Source organism: Streptomyces sp. NPDC001599 (genome assembly GCF_042893535.1).
Lineage (GTDB): Bacteria > Actinomycetota > Actinomycetes > Streptomycetales > Streptomycetaceae > Streptomyces.
This window is the reverse complement of the sequence record NZ_JBIAVA010000012.1, coordinates 13,254-36,377: the sequence shown is the minus strand read 5'-3', so window position 1 is coordinate 36,377 and position 23,124 is coordinate 13,254. Positions and strand designations below refer to the sequence as shown.

The 23,124-nt window shown below is 72.4% G+C and carries 15 protein-coding genes; 5 read left to right on the top strand and 10 right to left on the bottom strand.

Annotated elements, in window-relative coordinates; translation table 11 throughout:
• Positions 1 to 11: 11 nt before the first annotated feature.
• The 6 genes from ACFYZ3_RS27435 to ACFYZ3_RS27410 form a co-directional block, all read right to left on the bottom strand.
• The gene (locus ACFYZ3_RS27435; protein WP_388522878.1) at positions 12 to 1,643 is read right to left on the bottom strand and encodes an LCP family protein; all 1,632 of its coding nucleotides are present in this window, start codon (positions 1,641 to 1,643) and stop codon (positions 12 to 14) included.
• A 77-nt stretch (positions 1,644 to 1,720) separates the two neighbouring features.
• Positions 1,721 to 3,424, bottom strand: a complete 1,704-nt coding sequence (locus ACFYZ3_RS27430; protein WP_388522875.1) for an LCP family protein — start codon at positions 3,422 to 3,424, stop codon at positions 1,721 to 1,723.
• Between the two features lie 206 nt (positions 3,425 to 3,630).
• Positions 3,631 to 5,337 carry an LCP family protein gene (locus ACFYZ3_RS27425; protein WP_388522872.1) on the bottom strand — a complete coding sequence of 569 codons (1,707 nt, stop codon included), beginning with the start codon at positions 5,335 to 5,337 and terminating at the stop codon, positions 3,631 to 3,633.
• A 167-nt stretch (positions 5,338 to 5,504) separates the two neighbouring features.
• Positions 5,505 to 7,208: an LCP family protein gene (locus ACFYZ3_RS27420; RefSeq protein WP_388522869.1), complete on the bottom strand. Its 1,704-nt coding sequence runs from the start codon at positions 7,206 to 7,208 to the stop codon at positions 5,505 to 5,507.
• A gap of 266 nt (positions 7,209 to 7,474) precedes the next feature.
• Positions 7,475 to 8,674, bottom strand: coding sequence for an LCP family protein (locus ACFYZ3_RS27415; RefSeq protein ID WP_388522866.1), 1,200 nt, complete (start codon positions 8,672 to 8,674; stop codon positions 7,475 to 7,477).
• 456 nt (positions 8,675 to 9,130) lie between these two features.
• A complete protein-coding gene (locus ACFYZ3_RS27410) occupies positions 9,131 to 9,895 on the bottom strand; it encodes a TIGR03089 family protein (RefSeq protein WP_388522863.1) in 765 nt (254 codons plus the stop codon).
• Positions 9,896 to 10,034: 139 nt separating this feature from the next.
• Between ACFYZ3_RS27410 and ACFYZ3_RS27405 the strand changes: the two genes are divergently transcribed.
• Together ACFYZ3_RS27405 and ACFYZ3_RS27400 are read left to right on the top strand one after the other, a co-directional pair.
• On the top strand, positions 10,035 to 11,312 hold the full coding sequence (locus ACFYZ3_RS27405; RefSeq protein ID WP_388522860.1) for an N-acetylmuramoyl-L-alanine amidase: 1,278 nt from the start codon (positions 10,035 to 10,037) through the stop codon (positions 11,310 to 11,312).
• A gap of 103 nt (positions 11,313 to 11,415) precedes the next feature.
• A complete protein-coding gene (locus ACFYZ3_RS27400; RefSeq protein ID WP_388522857.1) occupies positions 11,416 to 12,498 on the top strand; it encodes a sugar phosphate nucleotidyltransferase in 1,083 nt (360 codons plus the stop codon).
• Positions 12,499 to 12,769: 271 nt separating this feature from the next.
• Here the strand turns inward: ACFYZ3_RS27400 and ACFYZ3_RS27395 are convergent, their stop codons facing one another.
• The 4 genes from ACFYZ3_RS27395 to ACFYZ3_RS27380 all read right to left on the bottom strand — a co-directional run bounded on the left by ACFYZ3_RS27395 (position 12,770) and on the right by ACFYZ3_RS27380 (position 16,655).
• Complete coding sequence (locus ACFYZ3_RS27395) at positions 12,770 to 13,750, bottom strand: DNA-3-methyladenine glycosylase family protein (protein WP_388522854.1); 981 nt, start codon at positions 13,748 to 13,750, stop codon at positions 12,770 to 12,772.
• 89 nt (positions 13,751 to 13,839) lie between these two features.
• Entirely contained in the window at positions 13,840 to 15,171 is a 1,332-nt protein-coding gene (locus tag ACFYZ3_RS27390; protein ID WP_388522851.1) for a coenzyme F420-0:L-glutamate ligase, read from the bottom strand.
• The gene (cofD, locus tag ACFYZ3_RS27385) at positions 15,168 to 16,127 is read right to left on the bottom strand and encodes a 2-phospho-L-lactate transferase (RefSeq protein WP_003975775.1); all 960 of its coding nucleotides are present in this window, start codon (positions 16,125 to 16,127) and stop codon (positions 15,168 to 15,170) included. The genes ACFYZ3_RS27390 and cofD overlap by 4 nt, the downstream gene beginning before the upstream one ends.
• 33 nt (positions 16,128 to 16,160) lie before the next feature.
• Entirely contained in the window at positions 16,161 to 16,655 is a 495-nt protein-coding gene (locus ACFYZ3_RS27380; RefSeq protein WP_388522848.1) for a cysteine dioxygenase, read from the bottom strand.
• A gap of 687 nt (positions 16,656 to 17,342) precedes the next feature.
• Between ACFYZ3_RS27380 and ACFYZ3_RS27375 the strand changes: the two genes are divergently transcribed.
• From ACFYZ3_RS27375 to ACFYZ3_RS27365, 3 genes are all read left to right on the top strand, one after another.
• A complete protein-coding gene (locus tag ACFYZ3_RS27375; RefSeq protein WP_003975777.1) occupies positions 17,343 to 17,606 on the top strand; it encodes a WhiB family transcriptional regulator in 264 nt (87 codons plus the stop codon).
• 188 nt (positions 17,607 to 17,794) lie between these two features.
• Complete coding sequence (locus tag ACFYZ3_RS27370) at positions 17,795 to 21,610, top strand: glycosyltransferase (RefSeq protein ID WP_388522844.1); 3,816 nt, start codon at positions 17,795 to 17,797, stop codon at positions 21,608 to 21,610.
• Complete coding sequence (locus ACFYZ3_RS27365; protein ID WP_388522841.1) at positions 21,607 to 23,097, top strand: DUF5719 family protein; 1,491 nt, start codon at positions 21,607 to 21,609, stop codon at positions 23,095 to 23,097. The genes ACFYZ3_RS27370 and ACFYZ3_RS27365 overlap by 4 nt, the downstream gene beginning before the upstream one ends.
• The last annotated feature ends 27 nt before the right edge of the window (positions 23,098 to 23,124 follow it).

Sequence of the window (23,124 nt, the reverse complement as noted above, 5' to 3'; positions counted from 1 at the left end):
CCGGCCGGCCGTCAGGACCAGGTGAACGCCGGATTCACGTGCATGCAGGCGCTGTCGTCCGCGCCGTTGAGGGCCTCGGCCGACTCGGGGGTCCGGTCGTCGCTCTCGGGTGCCCGGTACGCCGTGTCCTCGCGCCAGTCGGCGCCCACGACGAGTGTGACGCCGGAGACGTCCGTCGAGCGCTTCACCGAACTCGCCGGGATGCCGAGGGACTTGGCGACGCGGTGGGCGTCGCCCTCCAGGTCGGCGCTCGGGTAGCGGATCACCGTACGGTCCTCGCTCGGCAGCACCGACGGGTCCGCGACCGCCTTCGTGAAGCCCCGCTCCACCAGGAGCCCGGTGACCGTGTTCGCGCGTCCGGGGGCCGTGCCCAGTGCGTCGGTGCGGGTGCCGTTGCGGACCTGCACCGCGATCTCGTCGTCGGGTGCGGCCGGGTCGGCCGGGAGCTCCGGCTCCGCGTCGGGCTTCTTCTTCGCGTCCTTGCCGTCCAGCGCGATGTCCTCGCGCACCAGCCGGAACAGCTGCTCCGCGTCCTCGGTCGGCTCGACGCGGGCGCCGACGTACCGGTTGGGCATCGTGGTCATGGTGATGCGCTCGGGCTTCACCCGGCGCAGCTCGTTGCTGAGGTCGTACAGCTTCTTGACGGAGTCCAGGCCCGGGTCGACGGTGAGCGCCGCGGTGGCCTCCTCGGCGAGCCTGCGCAGCTTGTTCGGGCTGCTGAGGGTCGCGTTCTCGCGCAGCACCCGGACCATCGAGTTCAGGTACATGTGCTGGGCCTTGGCCCGCGCCAGGTCGCTGCCGTCCTCGAAGCCGTACCGGGTGCGCAGCCACTGCAGCGCCTGCTCGCCCTTGACCGGGTGCGTGCCCTTCGCCAGCTTCAGGCCGGAGCCGTGGCCCCCGCTGTCGCGCGAGTGGATGTTGGCGTCCACGCAGACCGGGACGCCGCCGACGGCGTCGGCCATCGAGACCACGCCGGCGAAGTCGACCATCACGAAGTGGTCGATGTGGATGCCGGTCAGCTCCTGCCAGGTGGCCACCGTGCAGCCCGGGCCGCCGTGGCCGAGGCTCTGGTTGGTCATCACCCGGCCCTCGCTCGCCGGGTAGACCTCGCCGTCGTCCGGGTCGGTGCACCTGGGTATCTCGAGCAGGGTGTCGCGCGGCATGCTGACCACCGACATGTTGCTGCGGTCGGCGGACAGGTGCACCAGCATCTGCACGTCCGCCAGCGGCGTGGAGCCGAACGTCTCGCGGGCGCCACCGAGTTGCTGGTTCTCCTCGCTGTCCCGGGCGTCCGAGCCGATGACGAGGATGTTCAGCGGGGTCTGCCCGGCCGCGTTCGGTGTCGGCGCGGCGACCTTGTTGTCGCCCAGGTTCAGGGCGTCCTGCTTGATGTTGTCGTTGAGGTGCTCGTAGTAGAGGTAACCCGCTCCGGCCGTGCCGGCCAGCACCACGGCGAGCACCACCGCGGTCCAGCGCAGGACCCGCCGGCGCCTGCGCGGACGGGGGGCGTCGGGCTCGCCCTCGGCTTCGTCCCTGTTGTCGTCGACACCGTTGTCGTCGTCCCCCCGGACGGTCTCCTCACGCTCGGGGGCGTCTGCCGCGCCCTCGTCCGTGTCCTCCCCCTGCACACTGCTTCGCGTCACGTCCGCGTCCCTCCCCGCCCCCGGGCCACCGCGTGGGCCCGTCGCCGTCCTGTGAGACGTACGACAGGCCCCTCAGGTCAACTGGCGCACAGCTTCTGGTCGGCCGTGGACTCGTTGTCCAGGTCCGGCTTCTTGACGGAGCCGTCGAGTTTGACGCCCGCGCCCTTGAAGTCCTTGCCGAGGGTGAGGGTCATGGTGGGCAGGCCCTGGGAGTTGGTGACGCTCTTGCCGGGCTTCATGGCGGCGCCGGACAGGCCGAGGATCTCGGCGAGGGCGCGGGCCTGGTCGGCCTGGTCGGGGGCGTACTCCAGGGTGGTCTTGGCGATGTCGGCGGGGGCGTTGCCCGCGTTCTCGGACTTGGAGACCCCGGCCTGGGTCTGCAGGTAGGCCAGTTCCTGCTGGGCGCTGCCGGTGGGGGCGCCGCCGTTCATGACGCGGACCCGGACCTCGCCGGGCTCGGACTTCTCGCCCTTGAGCCGGGCGGCGACCGCGGCCTTCTCCTTCTTTTCCTTCTGCTCGACCTCGGTGAAGGAGATGTCGTTCTTGATCATGTCGAAGACCTGGGGGCCCTTAGCCTCGTTCACGACCACCGTCGCCTTGACCTTCTCGGCCGGGTTGTCGATCACCGGCACCGTGGTGAACGTGATGTTCTTCGTCGGCACCTTCTTCAGCTCCAGGGCGATGTCCTTGAGCGTGCCCACCTTGCCGATGGCGCTGTCCACGGTGAGGGCCTTGGTCGCGGCCTCGGCGAGTTTCACCAGCTTGGTGGGGCTGGTGAGGGTGTCGCCGGAGGCCATCTTGCGCATCAGCGAGCCCAGGAACTGCTGCTGCACCTTGATGCGGTCCAGGTCGCCCTCGTTGCCGAAGGCGTGCCGGGTGCGGACGAAGGCCAGGGCCTGCTCGCCCTCGACCTTGGACTCGCCCGCGGGCAGCTGGAGATGGGACTTCGGGTCGTCCACGGCGTGCTCCACGCACACGTCGACCCCGTCGACCGCGGTGGTCAGCGTCTTGACCGCGTTGAAGTCGGCCATCATGAAGTGGTCCGGCTTGATGCCGGTTGTCTCCGCCACCGTGCGCATCGTGCAGCCCGCGTCCCGGCCGAAGTCCCCGAGGCTCTGGTTGAAGCGGACGCCGGAGGTACCGGGGATGACCTTCTTCGTCCCGTCCTTCTGCGTCGTCTCGCAGTCGGGGATGTCGACGATCAGGTCGCGGGGGATGCTGAGCGCCGTGGCGTTGGAGCGGTCCTCGGCGACGTGCAGCAGGATGTTGGTGTCGGCGTGTCCGGCGCTGCCCTTGTCGCCGTAGCCCTCGTTGCCCTCACCGGTGCGCTTGTCGGTGCCGATGATGAGGATGTTGAAGGCCTCGTCCTTCTTGAAGCTGCTGCTTCCGGCGGTGCCCACGTCCGTCGTCGAGACGTTCCCCTCGAGGTGCTTGAGGTAGACGTAGCCGCCCACCCCGGCCACGAGGACGACGAAGGCCATGCTGCCGCCGGTCCACAGCAGGACCCTCTTGCCCCTGGACTTCTTCTTCTCCGGCCGGCGTCCGCGCCGTCCGGGCACCGGCGCCTCGGGCTCCGGACGTCGCCGCTGGGGCGGCACCTCACGGCCCGGAGCGGTCGTACGGCGCCCCGCCGTGCGGGGTCCTTCGGTGCGGGGCCCCGGGACGGACGACTCCGGTGCGGAAGGGGACAGTCGCAGTTCGTATTCACCGGTCCGCGGATTCAGTACCCACTGGTCTGCGGGATCGACGTCGTCTGCCCGCCCACGTCCTTGCGCGTCCACGGTCTCCCAATCCTCCGTCGGGGGCCACGCGGCACCTTCCTCTGAAGGTGCCCGGTAAAGAGTCAACAAGTGCACGACGCCAGGGCGGACCTCGCGGCAGGGGGCACCGGAGCGCTCACACTATCCGCCCGGTTCGGCGTCGAACGACTCTGGTGTCACGATCGTCACCCCTACAACAGGGCATTCCCTCCTATTTTCGTGAACTCCTACCATCGGTAGGGCTTGTAGACGTCCATGCACTTGCTGGTGTCCGAGCCGTTGATGGCGTCGCTGGTCTCCGGCAGGTCGCCTGCCTCGGGTGTCTTCTGCTTCGGATAGGACGTTCCCTCGCGCCAGTCAGCTCCCACGACGAGAGTGATCCCGGACACGTCCGTGGACTTGCGCACCGCGTTCGCGGGGATCCCCAGCGCCTCGGCGACGCGACGCGCGTCGCCCGCCAACTCGTCGCCCGGGTACCGGACTACGGTCCGCTCCTCGGAGAGCGCCGCCGAGGTGTCCTTGACCGCCTTGGCGAAGCCCTTGTCCACCAGCGTTCCGGCGATGTCACCGGCGCGGCCGGTGACCGGGCCGAGGGTGGCCGAGCGGGTGGCGTTCTGGACGAGGACGCCGATCTCGGAGTCGGCGGCGGGCTCGTCGGAGGGCTGCCCGGCGTCGTCTCCGGCGGCGTCCTTGCCCTCGCCCGTGCCCGCGCCCTTCTTCTCCTTCGTGCCCTTGTCGTCGAAGGACACGTCGTCGCGGAGCATCGCCCACATCTTGTCGGCGTCGGGGGCGGGAAGCAGGTGGTTCTTGTCCTCGGGGTCCTCGACGGTGGGGATCGTCGTCATGGTGAGGCGGTCCGTGGGCACCGTCTTGAGCTGCATGCCCAGGTCGTACAGCTTCTTCACGGTGCCGATCTCCTCGGAGACCGTCAGCGACTTCGTGGCGGCCTCGGCCAGGTCCATCAGCCTGCCCGCGTCCGTGAAGACGTTCTGGCTCTTCAGCGTGCGGATCATCGAGTTCATGTACATGTGCTGGGCCCGGGCCCGCAGCGGGTCGCTGCCCCAGGCGTGCCGGGTGCGCAGCCACTGCAGCGCCTGCTCGCCCTCGACCTTCTTCCGGCCGGCCGTCATCTTCAGGCCGGAGCCGCCGGGCACGCCGGGCAGCGGGCGGTCCCACACGTTCTGGTTCACGCACACCTCGACCCCGCCGATGGCGTCCGCCATCGACACCACGCCCGCGAAGTCGATCGTCATCCAGTGGTCGATGTAGACCCCGGTGAGGTTCTCCCAGGTGGCCAGGGTGCAGCCGGCGCCGCCGCGGGCCAGCGAGGTGTTGATGATGGCGTTGGTCGCCGGGAACTTCTCCCCGCTGTCGGGGTCCTCACAGGCCGGGATGTCGACCCGGGTGTCCCGGGGGATGCTCACCACCGAGGCGCTCTTGCGGTCGGCGGACAGGTGGATCAGCATCTGCACGTCGGCCAGCGGCGGGTTGTCGCGGTGGTTCTTGCCGCCGCCCAGTGCCACGTTGGCGGCGGAGGCGCGGCTGTCGGAGCCGAGCAGCAGGATGTTCATCGGCGTCTGTCCGGCCGCGTTCGGCTCGGCCTTGTGCGCCTTGGAGTCGCCGCTGCTGCGCTCGCCCTTGTCGATGTTGCCGTTCAGGTGCTGGTAGTAGAGGTATCCGGCGCCGGCCGTGCCGAGTATCAGCACCGCGAGGGTCGTCGCGGACCATCGCAACGCCCGGTGCCGGCGCCCTCCCGCGCGCCGCCGCCCGGAGCGTCCGCCGTTGCCACCCTTGCCGCCGTGGCCGCCCGAGCCGCCCCGTCCGCTCGTTCCCGCCCCGCCCTCGTCACGGCCGCTGCGTCCGGCTCGCCTGCCGCGGGCGTGCCGAACCGTGTCGGGTCGCGTTCCCTCCCCGCGCACACTGCTCTGCGTCATGCCTCTCCCACCCTCGGACCCGCGAACGTGCTCCCGCACGCGACCTGTTCGCACAGTTGGACGTACGAAGCCTCGCGTTGGCTGTACGACGCCCGGTGGTTTGTTCGCGGTTGGACCGGTCGACCGATGGACTGTCGTACTGTCAGACGCGTGTGGGGCCCTTCAGGTCACTTCGCGCACTCGACCTTGTCCGCCGTGGACTTCTGGAGGTCCTCCGGCGCCTTCGCGGAGGTGGCGTCGAGTTTGACGCCCGCGCCCTTGAAGTCCTTGCCGAGGGTGAGGGTCATGGTGGGCAGGCCCTGGGAGTTGGTGACGCTCTTGCCGGGCTTCATGGCGGCGCCGGACAGGCCGAGGATCTCGGCGAGGGCGCGGGCCTGGTCGGCCTGGTCGGGGGCGTACTCCAGGGTGGTCTTGGCGATGTCGGCGGGGGCGTTGCCCGCGTTCTCGGACTTGGTGACGCCCGCCTCGTTCTGGAGGTAGGTCAGCTCCCGCCCCGCGCTGCCGGACGAGGCGCCGCCGTTGAGGACGCGGACGCGGACCTCGGAGGGCTCGGACTTCTCGCCCTCGAGGCGGGCGGCGACCGCGGCGTCCTCCTTCTCCTTCTTCTCCTTCTCCTTCTTCTTGACCTCGGTGAAGGAGACGTCGTTCTTGACCATGTCGAAGACCTGCTGGGCGGGACCGTCCTTGAGGACGACGGTCACCGGTGTCTTCTCGGCCGGGTTGTCCTTCACCGGGACCGTGGCGAAGGTGAGGTTCTTGGTGTCGAGCTTGCCCAGCTCCATACCGAGGTCCTTGAGCTTGCCGATGCTCTTCAGCTTGGCGTCGACGGTCAGCGCCTCGGTGCCCGCCTCGGCCAGCTTCACCATCTTCGTCGGGCTGGTGAGCGTGTCGTTGGACTTCAGCTTGCGCATCAGCGAGCCGAGGAACTGCTGCTGGATCTCGATGCGGCTCAGGTCGCCGCCGAAGCCGACGGAGTGCCGGGTGCGGACGAAGGCGAGTGCCTGCTCGCCCTCGACGGTGTGCTTGCCCGCCGGCAGGTTCAGGTGCGAGTCGGGGTCGTCGATGTCCTTCGCCAGGCAGACCTCGACCCCGCCGACCGCCGAGGTCAGGGTCTTGACCGCGTTGAAGTCGGCCACCATGAAGTTGTCGGGCGTGACGCCGGTCAGCTCGGTGACGGTCCGCATGGTGCAGCTGGGCGTGCGGCCGCTCTGGCCGAGGCTGGTGTTGAAGCGGACACCGGAGGAACCCGGGATGACCTTCGTGCTCCCGTCCTCCTGCGTGGTCGGGCAGTCGGGGACGTCGACGATCAGGTCGCGGGGGATGCTGAGGGCGGTGGCGTTGGAGCGGTCCTTGGCGACGTGCAGCAGGATCGTGGTGTCGGCGTGCCCGGCGCTGCCCTTGTCGCCGTAGCCGTCGTTGCCGGAGCCGGTGCGCTTGTCGGTGCCGATCAGCAGGATGTTGATGGCCTGGTCCTTCTGGAACCCGCCGGTGCTCGCGCCGTCGTCGGGGAGGGACTCGATGTTGTCGTTGAGGTGCTGGAGGTAGAGGTATCCGCCGGCGCCGACGGCGAGGACCACGAACGCCATCGTGCCGCCGGTCCACAGCAGGATCTTCTTGCCCCTCGACTTCTTCTTCGCCGGCCGTCGCCGACCGCGCCGGCCGGGCGGTGGCGGCTCCTCGGGCGTCGCGCGGCGTCTGCGGGGCGCGGGAACCTCGGGGGCCGCCGCGGGGGTGGCCCGTCGGGGCCTCGGGACGGGTGACTGCGGTGCGGAGGGGGGCAGTCGCAGTTCGTAGTCACCGGTGTCCGGATTGAGTACCCACTGGTCTGCGGGGTCGATGTCCTCCGCCCGCCCACGGCCTTGCGCGTCCACGGTTGTCCGAATCCTCCGTCGGGGCCACGCGGCGCCCTCCCCTCCGGGCGCCCGGTCTCGCTCACGTCAGTTCAGTGCGTGGCCGGGACAGCAGTCCGCGGCCGGGCACACCGGATCGCTCACACTAACCGCCCTCTTCGTCGCACGGCGACGGCAGTGACGCATTCCACGGACCTTACAACTGGGCAATCCGGCGCATTTCTCGGACAATTGTCCGCGCGTTCGTGCCCGCCTTGTGTGCGGGTGGCTCCTTCTTGGAATGCGCTTTACTCGCAGACGTCCTCGTCGGCGGTGTTCCCGCTGAACGTGGGCGCCGGGGAATCGGCGTCACCGGGTTCGCCGGAATTCGCCGTACCGCCCGTCGCGTCCGTCGCGTCCCGTCGGGAAGCCGTGACCGTCACGGGCTCGTCCGTCCGCAGGCGGGTGAACAGCTTCTCCGCGGCGGGCTGCACGAGCTGGTCCCGATTGGCGTCGCCCGAGTAGGACTCCCGGGGGACGGTCAGGAATTGCACGCGCTCGGTGGGAATCCCGCGCAGCCCGCGCACAAGGTCGTACAAATCGCGCAGACTCGCCAGACCCGGATCCGTGGTGAGCGACGACGTGGCGGCGTCCAGAACGGGGTACAGCTTCACCGGATTCAGCAGCACGTCATTGCTCTGCACCTTGCTCACCAGCGCCCCCAGAAAACGCTGCTGCCGGTCCATCCGGTCGGTGTCGCTGCCGTCGCCGAGCGACTTCCGCGCCCGGACGTACCCGAGCGCCTGCTCCCCGTCGAGCGTCACCCGGCCCGCGGGCAGTTTCAGCTTGGCGTCCTTGTCGTCGACCGGCTTTCGCAGGCACACCTCGACGCCGTCGAGCGCGTCGACCATCTCCTTGAAACCCTCGAAGTCGACGACCACGTGGTGGTCGATCCGGATGCCGGTCAGCTTCTCCACCGTGCGGATCGAGCATGCCGAACCGCCCGCGGCGAAGGCGTAGTTGAACTGCTGGAGCGCGGGTTCGGCGAGGGACCCGTCCGGGCGGTGGCAGCCGGGGACGTGCACCATCAGGTCGCGGGGGAGGGAGACGGCGGTGACGCTGTCCCGGCCCGCGGCCAGGTGCAGCAGGATCGTGGTGTCCGACCGCTCGGTGCCGGAGTCCCGCCCGTAGCGCGCGTTGCCGTCCCCGGACCGCGAGTCCGAGCCGATCAGCAGGACGTTCTGCGCGCCGCGCACCAGCGAGGTGGGCCGCTCCTTCTCGTACCGGGCGAGTTCGGCCGCGGCCGCCTCGTCCGCGGTGATGTTGCCGCTCAGCTTGGCGTACACCGCCCATCCGACGCCCACCGCGCCCCCGGCCAGCGCGACGACCACGATCCCGGCGATCCCCAGCCGCCGCCTGCGACGCCGCCGCCTCAGCCCGACCCCGCTCGCGGACGCCCCGTCCCCGGGGCCTCCGCCGGAGCCCGCCGTGCCCGCGTCATCGCCCACACCTGCCTCCGTCCACACCCGCACGCTGGTACGACCATGCCCCGAGCGGCCCCGAAGGACAGAACGCAGGTAGGCCGAACGGACGACACCCCCCCGCCGCAAGCTGCGGGCACGAGAGGTTCCTCCGGCCCGCGGCCGGCCGCGGGTGCGCGGCACCCTGTCCTCCGCCGCGAGCTGCGGGTGCGCGGCACCCTGTCCTCCGCCGCGAGCTGCGGGTGCGCGGCACCCCGGCCCCCCGCCGCGAGCTGCGGGTGCGCGAAGCGTCCGCCCCCTCTCCGCAAGCTGCGGGCAGTCGTGCCGCTGGGGCGGCACGGGTGGGCGCAGGCGGCGCCCCGTCAGCGCCGGGCCGCGCACCCCACCCCGCGCCGACACCGACGCCGGGCCCGGGTCAGCTCCGGTTCACCGACTCACCGGCGCCCACCTCGACGCCGGTCGGCCAACAGGGCCCGCGAAACCTCACCGCGCCGTCGCCGAAACCCGCTCCGCCTCGATCCGCTGATCCACCACACCCGCCCCCGCCAGCTCCAGATTCCGGCACAGCACCACCGACCCCCCACTCGCGAGCGGCCCGTACAACCCCGCGCTCAACCCCTCCCACGTGTCGTACGGCAACCCCGACAGAATCCGCACCCCGGGCCCCGTGAGCCCCAGCCCCGACGCCTCCGCCCGAGCCCGCTCCACGACCTCCGCCCCGCTGAACTCCCGCCCGGCCACGATCAGTGCCGCCGCCTCCGGATCCACCGGCGCGTACGGCACGAACCGGTCCCCCTGCCCCGGCACCTCCACCGCGTAATCGGCGAAGCCCTCCGGCGGCGCCGGCGCGAACCGACCCCCCAGCGGCCGCAACGCCAGCGCGATCCGCGCACCCGAGCACGCCCGCGCCGCCTCCAGCGACTCCGGCTCCGGCCCGCTCACGACCACGTCCGCCGCCCCCGGATCACCCGCCACGTCGGCGACGACACCCACCGACGCGCACGCCAGCAGCCACACGGCCGTCTGCCAGTGCGCGGGCAGCAGCAGCGCCACCCGGTCGCCGGGTTCGACGGAGAGCTCGTCCTGGAGCAGATTCGCGGTCTTGGCCACCCAATTGGCGAAGGTGGCCACGGACAGTTCGACGCGTTCGCCCGTGGCGTCGTCGTAGAAGGTCACCAGGGGGCGTCCCGGGTCCGCGGCGAGCGCGGAACTCAGCAGGTCGGCAGGGGTGCGGTCGGTCGCGTTCACCCGCGCAAGCGTACGCGGGACGGGCAACGCGCACCGAGCGCACGGGGGACCGCGCCGCCACCGGATCGGACCAAGGCACCCTACGACCCGTCAGATCCCAAATGGACATATTTGTAAGACCATGTCCAGTATCAGGGGCATGCGTGGATTCCTAGCTTCCTCGACCGGTGTCACGTGCGCGGCGGCCCTGGCCCTCCCGCTCGCCCCGCCCGCGGCAGCCGCCACCTCCTCGGCTCCGCCCGCGACGAGTTCGACCGCACGGCCCGGGGCGTACGCCCCCGGCGGCACCCAGTCCCTGCCCCTCGCCCCCCTCGCCCGCGACCGTGCACCCGGGACACCCGGTGCGGCCGAACAGGGCCTGCGACGCTCGGACGTACGGCACTTCTCGCTCGTCGGCGTCGTCTGGGACAGCCCCGCCACCGAACTCCACGGCCGCGTAGAGGTCCGTACCCGCGCCACTGCCACCGGCACCTGGTCCGGCTGGCGGGAACTGGAGACCCACAACGCCGACCACGCCGCCGACCCGGGCACCCCGGAGAGCACCTCGGGCCGTGTCCGCGGCGCCACCGCACCGCTGTGGGTGGGGGAGTCCGACGGCGTCGAGGTCCGGGTACGGGCCGGGCACGAGCCCGGTACCGCCCGGTCCGCCTCGCCGCTCCCCGCCGGCCTGCGCCTCGAACTCGTCGACCCCGGCGAGGACGCCCCGCCGCCGACGCACCGCGCGCGGACCCGGACGGAACCGTCCGTACTCCCCGCACCCCTCGCACTCTCCGCACCCCTCGCACTTCCCGCGCGGCAGAAGGCCGGGCCGCACATCGGCCCCCGCCCGAGCATCACCACGCGCCGCGGCTGGGGCGCCGACGAGAAGCTGCGCGAGAAGGGGTTCGTGTACACGAAGAAGGTCAAGACGGCCTTCGTGCACCACTCGGCCACCGGCAACAACTACCGCTGCTCGCAGGCGCCGTCGGTCATCCGCGGTATCTACCGCTACCACGTCCGCAGCATGGGCTGGCGCGACCTCGGCTACAACTTCCTCGTCGACAAGTGCGGACACATCTACGAGGGCCGGGCCGGAGGCGTGTCCAAGCCGGTGCTGGGCGCCCACACCCTGGGGTTCAACTCCAACAGCATGGGAATCGCGGTGCTCGGCACGTACAGCGCGAAGAAGCCGTCGTCGGCCGCGCTGAAGGCGATCGCCCGGCTCACCGCGTGGAAGGTCGGGCTCTACGGCATGAATCCGCGCGGGAAGACATACCTGAAGTCCGGGGGTGGCAACCTCTACCGAAAGGGCAAGAAGGTACGACTGAACGTCATCTCCGGTCACCGCGACGGCTTCGCCACGAACTGCCCCGGCACGAAGCTCTACGCCAGGCTCGGCACGGCCCGCTCGAAGGCGGCGCAGTACCAGGGCCGCTGAGGCCGGGCACCGCGCGGTCGTCGAAGGCACCGTGGAACGGTCTGCATACACTGGCCCGCCGAAAGACAGTTCGGCCGGTCCCGGCAGGAAGCAGAGACGACAGGTGACAGAAGCGATCCTCCTGGTCGGCGGCAAGGGCACGCGACTGCGTCCGCTCACGGTGAACACGCCCAAGCCCATGGTCAGGGCGGCGGGGGTGCCGTTCCTCACGCATCAGCTGGCGCGGGCGAAGGCGGCGGGCGTCGACCACATCGTCCTCGCGACGAGCTACCTGGCAGAGGTCTTCGAACCGCACTTCGGTGACGGCTCGTCCCTGGGCCTCCACCTCGAGTACGTCACGGAGGAGGAGCCGCTCGGCACCGGCGGCGCGATCCGCAACGTGGCCTCCCGGCTGCACTCGGGCCCCGACGAGCCGGTGCTGATCTTCAACGGCGACATCCTGACGGGCCTGGACATCGGCGCGCTGGTCCGCACCCACGAGACGACGGGCGCGGACGTCTCCCTGCACCTGACGCAGGTGACCGATCCGAGGGCGTACGGGCTGGTCCCCACGGACGACACGGGCCGGGTGCTCGCCTTCCTGGAGAAGCCCCAGACCCCCGAGGAGATCGTCACCGACCAGATCAACGCGGGGGCGTACGTCTTCCGCCGCTCCGTCATCGACACGATCCCGGCGGGACGCCCGGTCTCGGTCGAACGCGAGACCTTTCCGGAACTCCTCGCCACCGGCGCGCACCTCCAGGGCATGGTCGACTCCACGTACTGGCTGGACCTGGGCACCCCGGCGGCCTTCGTCCGCGGCTCGGCCGACCTGGTCCTGGGCCGCGCCCCGTCCCCGGCCGTACCGGGCCGCTGCGGCGACCGCCTCGTCCTGCCCACGGCACGGGTCGCGCCCGACGCCAAGCTGACCGGCGGCACGGTGGTCGGCGAGGGCGCCTTCGTGGCGGAGGGGGCCCGCGTCTTCGGCAGCACGATCCTGCCGGGCGCCGTCATCGAGCCGGGGGCCGTCATCACCGACTCCCTCATCGGCACCCGCGCCCGCATCGGCACCCGCTCGGTCCTCGCCGACACGGTCATCGGCGACGGCGCGGTCATCGGCGCCGACAACGAACTCCGCTCCGGCGCCCGAATCTGGTGCAACGCCCACATCCCGCCGGGAGCCCTACGCTTCTCCCCGGACGCGTAGTAACAGATAGCCGCGCCGCCTCCCGCCCCCGAGCCACGGGCAGTCGCGTGCCGCCCCCGAGCCACGGGCAGTCGCGTGCCGCCCCCGAGCCACGGGCAGTCGCGTGCCGCCGTAACTGCGGGCAATCGTGCCGCTGGGGCGGCACGGGTGGGCGGTGGGGGTACCTCCCGCTCGAGCGAAGCCGAGAGTGGGGGAGGCACCCCGCCACGCCGGGCTGCGCACCCACCCGCCGCCCACACCCACCCCGGGCGCCAAGGGAACGCCGGACCACCTACAACCGCTCAATCCCCCGCGGAGCCATCCGCGGCGCCCGCCTCCCCGGCACCCGCCCACTCAGCAACACCAACCGAGCCGCCCGATGCCGCTGCCCCGCATACGGCTCGAGCAACCGCAGCATCTCCGCGTCATCCGCATACCGGTCCCCACCCAGCGCGAACCCCACGATCCCCGGCAGATGCAGATCCCCCACCGTCACCGCGTCCGCCGCCCCATGACTGCGCTGCACCGTCTCCGCCGACGTCCACGGCCCCACCCCCGGCAGCACCTCCAGCCGCTCCCGCGCCGTCGCCGGCTCCATCCCCGCCGCCTCCTCCAGGCGCGCGGCGACCCGCACGGCCCGCAGGATCGTGGACGCCCGCTTGTCGTCCACCCCCGCCAGATGCCACTCCCAGGACGGGATCAGCGCCCACGTCCGCGCCGCCGGCATCACGCACATCCGCCCGGGCGCGGGCCCCGGCGCCGGTTCCCCGAACCTCCGTACGAGCAGCCGCCACGCCTGGTACGCCTCCAGCGTCGTGACCTTCTGCTCCAGGATCGACGGGATCAACGACTCCAGCACCAGTCCGGTCCGCGTCAGCCGCAGCCCGGGCCGCCGATGGGCCGTGACCGCCAGCAGCCGGTGTCGCGGCACGAACGCGGACGGGTCGTCCTCGGCGCCCAGCATCCGCGGCAGCTGCTCCAGCAGCCACTCGGCCCCGGGCCCCCAGGCCTCGCCCCGTACCTCGCCGCCGCGCGCGGTGACCCGCAGCGTGCCCGGCCCGGCGGGCGTCCGGCAGGCCCGCCACACCGACCCGTCCGGCATCGTCCGGAACGTCGGATCGCCCGGCCCGCGCCGCAGCGGCCCGAGCACCAGCCCCAGGTCCAGTGGCCCGTCCGGCACCCACACGCGTACCCGGCCCGGCGCGAACGCCTGCCGGGGTATCCCGTCGCGCACGACGGCGCGCGGGGTCCGGGGAGCGAAACGTCCTGCCACGAGTGAGGTCCTTGGGCGAAAGGGGAAGAGAGGAAGAAGAGGAGCTAGAGGAGCAAAGGAGCAGGGGAACCCCTACGAGAGTAGAGGGCTCACCGCACCTCGATGAACGCCTCCGCGTCCCGCTCCGGCCGGGCCTTCGGCTCCTCCGCGGGATGGCCGACCGCCACCGCTCCCATCGGGTCCCAGTCGCCCGGCAGCCCCAGCACCTCCCGCACGACGTCCCGGCAGAACATCGTCGAGGAGACCCACGCGGAGCCCAGCCGCTCCCCGGCGAGCGCGACGAGCAGGTTCTGCACCCCCGCGCCGGTGGCGACGACGAACATCTCCCGCTCGGCCCCGTCGCGGCGTACGTCCCCGTAGGTGTGCGAGCCGTCCATGACCAGGCAGGGGACGACGAGGTAGGGCGCGTTGCGCAGGACGTCGCCGCGCCGGACGCGCTTGGCGATGGACTCCTCGCTCTTGCCGTCGCGCCGCAGGTCCGCGATCCAGGCGTCGCGCATCGCGTCGAGAAGCCGGGCGCGGGACTCCCCGGACTCCAGGAGCACGAACCGCCACGGCGTCGTGTGGTGCGGCGCAGGCGCGGTCACGGCCGCGGCCACCGCCCGCCGTACGGCACCGGGATCGACCGGCTCGTCCGTGAAGGTCCGCACCGTACGACGCTGGGTGACCGCCTGGCGTACCGCCTCCGAGGTGCCGAGGCGGAACATGTCGTCGCGCGCGCCGCGCACCATCGCCCGCGCGCCCTCGCCGTCGTCCTCGGCGACCACCTGCGGCAGCCCGCGCAGGACGGCGACGGGCAGGCCCGCGGCCTTGCCCTTGACCAGGTCGCCCGCGGCGGCCAGCTCGTCCGCGGTGGCGACGACGGTGGCGGCGAGCGGATTGCCGTGCGCGTCCGTGCCGCCGCGCAGGTCGTCGAGGACGCGGACGCCCGCGGCACCGATCGCCACGTCCGTGAGCCCGGCCCGCCAGGGGCGCCCGAAGGTGTCGGTGACGATGACGCCGACGTCCACGCCGAGCGTGTCGCGGAGTCCCTCGCGGATGCCGCGCGCGGAGGCGTCGGAGTCCTCGGGGAGCAGCAGTACGGTCCCGGCCGGGGTGTTGGAGGCGTCGACGCCCGCGGCCGCCATGACCAGGCCCTGGCGGTTCTCGACGATGCGCAGCGGGCCGCGCCGGGCCACGACCCGTACGGTCTCCGCGTCGATCGCGGCCTCCCGGTCGGCGGCCTCGACGACCCGGCCCTCGGCCTTGGACACGATCTTGGACGTGACGAGCAGCACGTCCCCGTCGGCCAGCGCGGGCTCGGCGGCCGCGATCAGCTTGGCGAGGTCGTCGCCGGGCCGCACCTCGGGCAGCCCGGGCAGGGCCCACACCCGGTAGCCGTCCCGGCGGCCGGGAGCGTCGTCGCGCGTCTCGTCGCTCATGCCTCCCGCACCTCCTCCGCCAGCGTCAGCGCCTCCCGGGCCATCTGCGCCGTCGCGTCGAGGTCGGTCATCATCAGCGGTACGGCGCGGCAGAGGACGCCGGCCGCCCTGACCCGGGTGACGGCGTCCGCGTCGACCGTGTCGACCAGCCAGCCGTCGAGCAGGCCCGAGCCGTAGTGCTCGGCGACCGCGGCGGCCGTGGACTCCACGCCGACCGCGGCGAGCACCTTGTCGGCCATCCCGCGCACGGGCGCGTCGCCGACGATGGGGGAGAGGCCCACCACCGGCACCCCGGCGTCGGCGATCGCCTCGCGGATGCCGGGCACGGCGAGGATCGTGCCGATGGAGACGACCGGGTTGGAGGGCGGGAAGAGGATCACGTCCGCCTCCCCGATGGCCTCCAGGACGCCGGGGGCCGGCTTGGCCTGCTCGGCGCCGACCGGCACGACCGCCTCGGCGGGGACGGAGGCGCGCAGGCGCACCCAGTACTCCTGGAAGTGGACCGCCTTCCGCTCCCCGTCCAGCTCGACCGCGACATGCGTCTCCACGCGGTCGTCGGTCATCGGGATCAGGCGCACACCGGGCTTCCAGCGGTCGCACAGCGCCTCGGTCACCGCGCTCAGCGGAAAGCCCGCGGTGATCATCTGCGTCCGCACGATGTGCGTGGCGAAGTCGCGGTCGCCGAGGCCGAACCACTCGGGGCCGACGCCGTACGCCGCCAGTTCCTCCTTGAGGTGGAAGGTCTCGTCGGCCCGGCCCCAGCCCTGCTCCTCGTTGATGCCGCCGCCGAGCGTGTACATCACCGTGTCGAGGTCCGGGCAGACCTTCAGCCCGAAGAGGTGGATGTCGTCCCCGGTGTTGCCGATGACCGTGATGTCCGCGTCCGGCGCGGCCTGCCTGAGACCACGCAGGAACCGGGCACCACCGATGCCTCCTGCCAGAACCACAATGCGCATGGCCCCAGTCTTGCAGGCGGGTACGACAGTGCGTCAGCCAGTCGTCACCGCGGCGGCCGAGCACTGCGGGGAGTGCATGGGCATCTCGGTCAGGCCCGGGTGGTAGACGTGCAGGCTGACCGCCGGCGCCAGCGCGTCGTTGACCACCTCGTGCACGTACCCCGGTGCGAACACGCGCTGCGTGCCGGGGCCCAACGCGCGCGTGCCGCGCTCCGTGTGCTCGGTGAGGGTGCCTTCAAGGACCGTCCACACGCCGGAGGAGGGGCCGTGGTCGTGCCGTCCGCTGCCCTGTCCCGGCACCCAGGACAGCAGCCAGACCTCGTACCCGGGGCCGGTGCGCAGCCGGTGGTACCAGCGGGTCGTCGCGTCGTACCGGACGAGGTGTCCCCACGCGGAGCGGTCGGCGGCGACGGAGCGGAGCAGACCGGCGAACTCGGCGACGGTGGCCGGGTGCTCGCGCGGAGCCTGCAGCAGGTGGGGGACTTCGAGGATGTCGCCGGCGATCTGGAGGTCGCTGTCGCTGTTCATGGGTGCGGTGGTCCTCAACGGAAGAGTGCGGCTGAGCGGAGCGAATGACGAAGCGCGCCCTGGTGGGGCGGGAACGGAGCAGTCGAGTCGCGTGGGACTCGGGGACAGCCGGAGCGCGGTGGGCTCAACAGCTGGAACAGCGGCAACAGCTACAGCGAGCGCGGGCAGCACCGTGGGACCCGGCGATGCGGGTCGAGGCGAGCGCCAAGTTCGCGAGCATGCCCCCAAGGACAGCGGTTCACACAGGCACTGTCAACTCGATGACCGTTATGTGGGACATGTTTCACCTCATCCGGTTGATCGTCCTGCGGAAAGGTTTGCTCAGGCGGCTACCGGGACACATGGCGCACAAGCCGGGCGCACAACCCCCGTTGCGATCCCGTGATCCGAATGTGATCAGGTTCGCTTCGGCGCGTGTATCGGAACGGGATCGAACGCCGGGGCGTCCTTCCTGGTGCGGGTGTGAATCGGGACGGGTGTCCCGGTGGGCCTCATTGGTATGTCAAGGTTTATGGCGATTTGAACACTTACTGCATGGGCTTGGTTCCGCAGAGTGAATAAGGGGCCCAATAGCAGATCTCGGCTTGACTCGCCCGGAGCAGCACACTTGTAATTTCACTCGTGTCGTTCAGCCGGAATCGGTAACGGCTAGATCACGGGGACGCGAAAGACAGACGAGGGGCGCACATGACCGAGCTGGTGCAGCAACTGCTGGTCGACGACGCGGACGAGGAACTCGGCTGGCAGGAGCGCGCACTGTGCGCCCAGACCGACCCCGAGTCCTTCTTCCCCGAGAAGGGCGGCTCCACCCGCGAGGCCAAGAAGGTCTGCCTCGCCTGTGAGGTCCGCTCCGAATGCCTCGAGTACGCCCTTGCCAACGACGAGCGCTTCGGCATCTGGGGCGGCCTGTCCGAGAGGGAACGCCGCCGCCTCAAGAAGGCCGCGGTCTGAAAGCGCCGCCCGACGCAGCGGCAGAAACGGCCCGAACAGCGAGAACGGCCCGTCGCGGGTGGGTTGTCCACAGGCGGCGGGCCCTCTTGCTGCCCAGCCGATAGTGTGGGCGCTCGTCCGAGACGCCCCGCCACCCTCAACGGGCACGGGCGTCCACCGCAGTCCACCGAACCGGGGCCCGTACCTCGATGTCCGTGCAGAGTCACTCGGCAGCCCAGCAAGACCTCGCTGCCACACCTGAGTTCCCGCGTCACGTGGTGACCGCGGTCCTCGTCGCCCACGACGGAGCCCGCTGGCTGCCCGACGCGCTCGCCGGGCTGCTGGGCCAGGAGCGCCCCGTCCAGTACGCCGTGGCAGCCGACACCGGCAGCGCCGACGACTCCTCCCGGCTGGTCGCCGAAGCCCTCGGCGACGACCGCGTGCTCCACCTCGCCCGGCGCACCGGCTTCGGCCAGGCCGTCGAGGAGGCCGCCCGCACCGCCCCCGTCCTCACCCCCGAGGAGCTGCCGTACCTGAGGCGGCCCAGCGGCTGGGACCCCGTCACCCGCTCCTGGCGCGACGACGCCTACGACATGCCGGAGCTTCCCCACGGGGAGCCGGTCCAGTGGCTGTGGCTGCTGCACGACGACTGCGCCCCCGAACCCGAGGCTCTCGCCCAGCTGCTGCGCGTCGTGGACACCGAGTACGAACTCGGCCGCGACGACGTCGCCGTCGTCGGCCCCAAACTGCGCGGCTGGTACGACCGCAGGCAGTTGCTGGAGGTCGGCGTCTCCATCGCCAACTCCGGCCGCCGCTGGACCGGCCTGGACCGTCGCGAGCAGGACCAGGGCCAGCACGACCACGTCAGGACCGTGCTGTCGGTGTCCACCGCCGGCATGCTGATCCGGCGCGACGTCTTCGAGCGGCTCGGCGGATTCGACCGCAGGCTGCCCCTGATGCGCGACGACGTCGACCTGTGCTGGCGCGCGCACGCCGCCGGACTGCGCGTCCTCGTCGCCCCGGAGGCGGTCGTCCGCCACGCCGAGGCGGCCTCGCGCGAACGCCGCGCCGTCGACTGCGCCGGGCGCACCACCGCCTCACCGCACAAGGTGGACAAGGCCGGTGCCGTCCACACCCTCCTGGTCAACGTCCGCACCGCCGTCCTGCCGTGGGTGCTGCTGCGCATCGTCCTCGGCACGCTGCTGCGCACCGTCGCCTACCTCGTCGGCAAGGTCCCCGGTCAGGCCCTCGACGAGATCCGGGGCCTGCTGGGCGTCCTGCTGCGGCCCGAGCGGATCATCGCGGGCCGACGCGAACGCGGCCGCCCGCAGGTCGAGAAGGACGAACTGCGGCCCCTGTTCCCACCCCCGGGCGCGACCGTCCGGGCCACCGTCGAGCAGGTCGCGGGCGACCTCTTCGGCAGCTCGGACGCCGAGGCAGCCGCGGGCGCCGGACGGCACGGCGGGGGCATCGAGTCCGGACCGGGCGGCGACGACGCCGACTTCCTGGAGATCGAGCAGTTCGCCCGCCTCAAGCGCATCGCCCGCAAGCCCGGACCGGTGCTCTTCCTGGTACTGCTGCTCGTCTCGCTGGCCGCCTGCCGGGCGCTCCTCGGCGGCGGCGCCCTGGCGGGCGGCGCACTGCTGCCCGCCCCGGCCGGCGCCGGTGAGCTGTGGTCGCGGTACGTGGACGCCTGGCACACGGTCGGCACCGGCGGCACCGCCTCCGCACCGCCCTACCTGGCGATCGTCGCCACCGTCGCGTCCCTGCTGCTCGGCTCCACGGGGCTCGCCGTCACCCTGCTGATGGTCTGCTCGGTGCCCCTGGCCGGTGCCACCGCGTACTTCGCCTCCCGCCCGCTGGTTCCGTCCCGGCTGCTGCGCGCCTGGGCCGCCGTCGCCTACGCCTTCCTGCCCGCCGCCACCGGCGCACTCGCCGGCGGCCGCATCGGCACCGCCGTCCTCGCCGTGCTGCTCCCGCTCATCGCGCGCGCGGGCGTCGCGGCGGCCGGCCTGTCGGGCTCCTCCGGCGCCCGCGGCAGCTGGCGCGCCACCTGGGCGTACGCCCTGCTCCTCACCGTCACCACCGCCTTCACGCCCGTCGTGTGGCCCGTCGCGCTGGTCCTCGGCATCGGGGTCCTCGCCCTGCGCCGCGGCGAGATCACGGCGTACGGGCCGCGCTTCCTCGCCCAGCTCGGCACCCCGCTGCTGCTGCTCGCGCCCTGGTCGTTGTCGCTGCTGCCGTTCGGCTTCTTCGACGAGGCCGGGCTCGAGTACGGCTCCTCGGCCGCCTCCGCCCTCGACCTGCTCGGCGCCAGCCCCGGCGGCCCCGGCACGGTGGGCGGGCTGCTCCTCCTCGGCATCGTGCTGGCCGCGCTGGCCGCCCTGCTGCGCTCCGAGCGGCAGTTGGGCGTCCGCACCGCCTGGGCCGTGGCCCTGGTCGCCCTGGTCTTCTCGGTGCTGTCCAACCGCTCCGCCTGGGCCGGTCCCGCCACCCTCGTCTACGGCATCGCCCTGCTGTCCGCCGCGACCCTCGGCGCCGACGGGGCGCGCTTCCGCGTGGCCGAGCAGAGCTTCGGCTGGCGCCAGCCGGTCGCCGCCCTGATCGCCCTCGCCTCGGCCCTCGGCCCGCTGATCGCCGCCGCCGGCTGGGTGTTCGGCGGCGCCGACGGCCCCGTGGAGCGCCGCGATCCCGTGCAGGTGCCCGCGTTCGTCGCCGAGGAGAGCCACACCCGCGACCAGGCCCGCACCCTCGTCCTGGACAGCGACTCCGCCGCGCACGTGGGCTACATGCTGGTCCGCGGCTCCGGCGCCCGCCTCGGCGACGGCGAACTGGCCTCCGGCGACGGCGGGAACAGGACCCTCGACAAGGTCGTCGCCAACCTCGTGGCCGGCTCCGGCGCCGACCAGGCCGACCAGCTCGGCGGGTTCGCCGTGCGCTACGTGCTCGTGCACAAGGGCGCCCCCCGCGAGGTCACCCGCGTCCTGGACGCCACGCCCGGACTGAGCAGGCTCAGCCAGCAGGACGGCAGCGGACTGTGGCGGGTGGACCAGGAGGTCGCGCGCGCGACCATCGTGTCCGGTGCCGAGTCAGGTGCCGGCAAGTCCGCCGGGGGCGAGCCCGAGCCCGTGGCCGCCGGACCCGTGGAGATCCACACCGACATCGAGGCGGGCGCCGAGGGCCGGGTGCTGCGCCTGGCCGACACCGCCGCCGAGGGCTGGACGGCCACCCTGGACGGCAAGCCGCTGGCTCGCACCACCGTCGACGGCTGGGCCCAGGGCTTCGAACTCCCCGCCTCCGGCGGCCGGCTGGACGTCACCTACGACGACCCGTTCACGCACACGGCCTGGCTGTGGGCCCAGGGGCTCCTCGCCGTCGTCCTGGTCGTCCTCGCCCTGCCCGGCAGGCGCCGCGACGTCGACGACGACCTGCCCGACGAGCCGCTCGTCCCCGCCCAGCCCGTCGAGGGCGAAGGCCGCCGGGCCCGCCGACTGCGGGCCCAGGCCGAGGCCGAGGCCGAAGCGGAGGCCGGGGCCTTCTCGGAGGCGGAGCCGGGCCCCGAGGCGGCGGGCGACGCCGCCGAGGTGCCCGGGCCACCGGTGCAGGCCCCCGTGCCGGTCCCCCAGCAGCAGGCGTACGGCGAATGGGACGCGACGGGCTACACCGGCGCCGGTTACGGCTCCTACGACGGCGGCTACGGCGGTGAGCAGTACCAGGGCGCCCAGCAGTACGACCCGGGCGCGTACGGACAGCAGCCGTACCAGGCGGCGGACCCGTACCAGGCGGACGCCTACCAGGGCGGTCACGGCGGCGAGGGCGGTCAGGGCGCGCAGTACGGGGCAGGCCAGTACGACCCCTACGCCTACGGCGACCCGGCGCAGGCGCAGGAGGGCGGGTACGACCCCGCCTACGACCAGGCGTACGGGCAGGGCGGATACGACACGCCGTACGACCCTTCCCAGCCCCAGCAGCCCCAGCAGCCCCACGGCACGGGCAGTGAGCGTCCCGACGGGAGCCAGCAGTGAAGCGCACGACCCTGTCCCTGATCGCCTGTGCGACGGCGCTCGCCGCCGTCACCGGGTTCGCGGCGGTGTCCGCCCCGGACGGCTCCGGCACGGACACGGCCGTACCGGCCGCCCGGCTGCCCGTGGAGCGCACCAGCCTGCTGTGCCCGGCGCCCAGCACCTCCGACCTGGCCGAGACCGCGTACACGTCCTTCACTCCCGTCACGAAGGGCGCGGACGAGAAGGGCAGCGCGGAACTCGCGACGGCGGAGCCGGCCGAAGACGCCGGGAAGGACCAGAAGGACCAGAAGAACGAGAAGCCGGTCGTCCAGCCCAAGGCGCCCGGCACCCCCGTCGCCGGGAAGGCCACCGGCGCCGACACGCCCGCGCTCATCGGCACCGCCGAGGGAAGCAGCGCGCCCGGCTGGACGGTCCAGCAGACCACGGAGGTCGCCGCAGGGACGGGCCGGGGCCTGCAGGGCGTCAACTGCACCGCCCCGGACACGGAGTTCTGGTTCCCGGGCGCCAGCACGGCGACCGGCCGCACCGACTACGTGCACCTGACGAACCCCGACGACTCGGCGGCCGTCGTCGACATCGAGCTGTACGGCAAGGACGGAGCCCTCAAGTCCACGGTGGGGGAGGGCGTCACGGTGCCGCCGCACGGCAGTGAGTCCCTCCTGCTGTCCACGCTCAGCGACGTGAAGCAGACCGACCTGACCGTGCACGTCGGCGTGCGCAGCGGGCGGCTCGGCGCCGCGGTCCAGGCCCTGGACGACAAGACCGGCGGCGACTGGCTGACCGCGGCCGCGGACCCGGCGGGCGACCTCGTACTGCCGGGCATCCCCGAGGACGCCACCGCCGTACGCCTGGTGCTGTTCACGCCCGGCGGCACGGACGCCGACCTGAAGGTGCGGCTCGCCTCGCCGTCCGGGCTGATCACGCCCGCCGGGCATGAGACGGTGCACGTCAAGGCGGGTATGACGACCGGCGTCGACCTCGGCGAGATCACCCGCGGCGAGGCGGGTTCGCTGGTGCTGACGCCGGCGGACCGGTCCGTGCCGGTTGTGGCCGCGGTCCGGGTCGTGCGGGGCAAGGGCGACGAGCAGGAGTCGGCGTTCATCCCGGCCTCCGACCCGGTCGGGGCGCGCGCGACCGTCGCGGACAACCGTGCCAAGAGCACCACGCTGGCCCTGTCCGCGCCCGGCCAGGCGGCGAAGGTCAAGGTCACGGCGTCGGCGGGCACCGAGGGCGGCACGACGGCGACCAAGACGTACACGGTGAAGGCGGGTACGACCCAGAACGTCGACGCACCGGTTCCCGCCGGGCTCAAGGGCTCCTACGCGCTGACCGTCGAGACCGTCTCGGGCGGCCCCGTCCACGCGTCCCGCACCCTGACGGGTTCGGACGACGACGTGGCGGCCTTCACCGTCCAGACCCTTTCCGACGACCGGGGCACGGTCTCGGTGCCGAACGCGGACGAGGACCTGTCGGTGGTGCAGAAGTAGCCGCGGCGGGGGGTCTGGTCCCTCCGC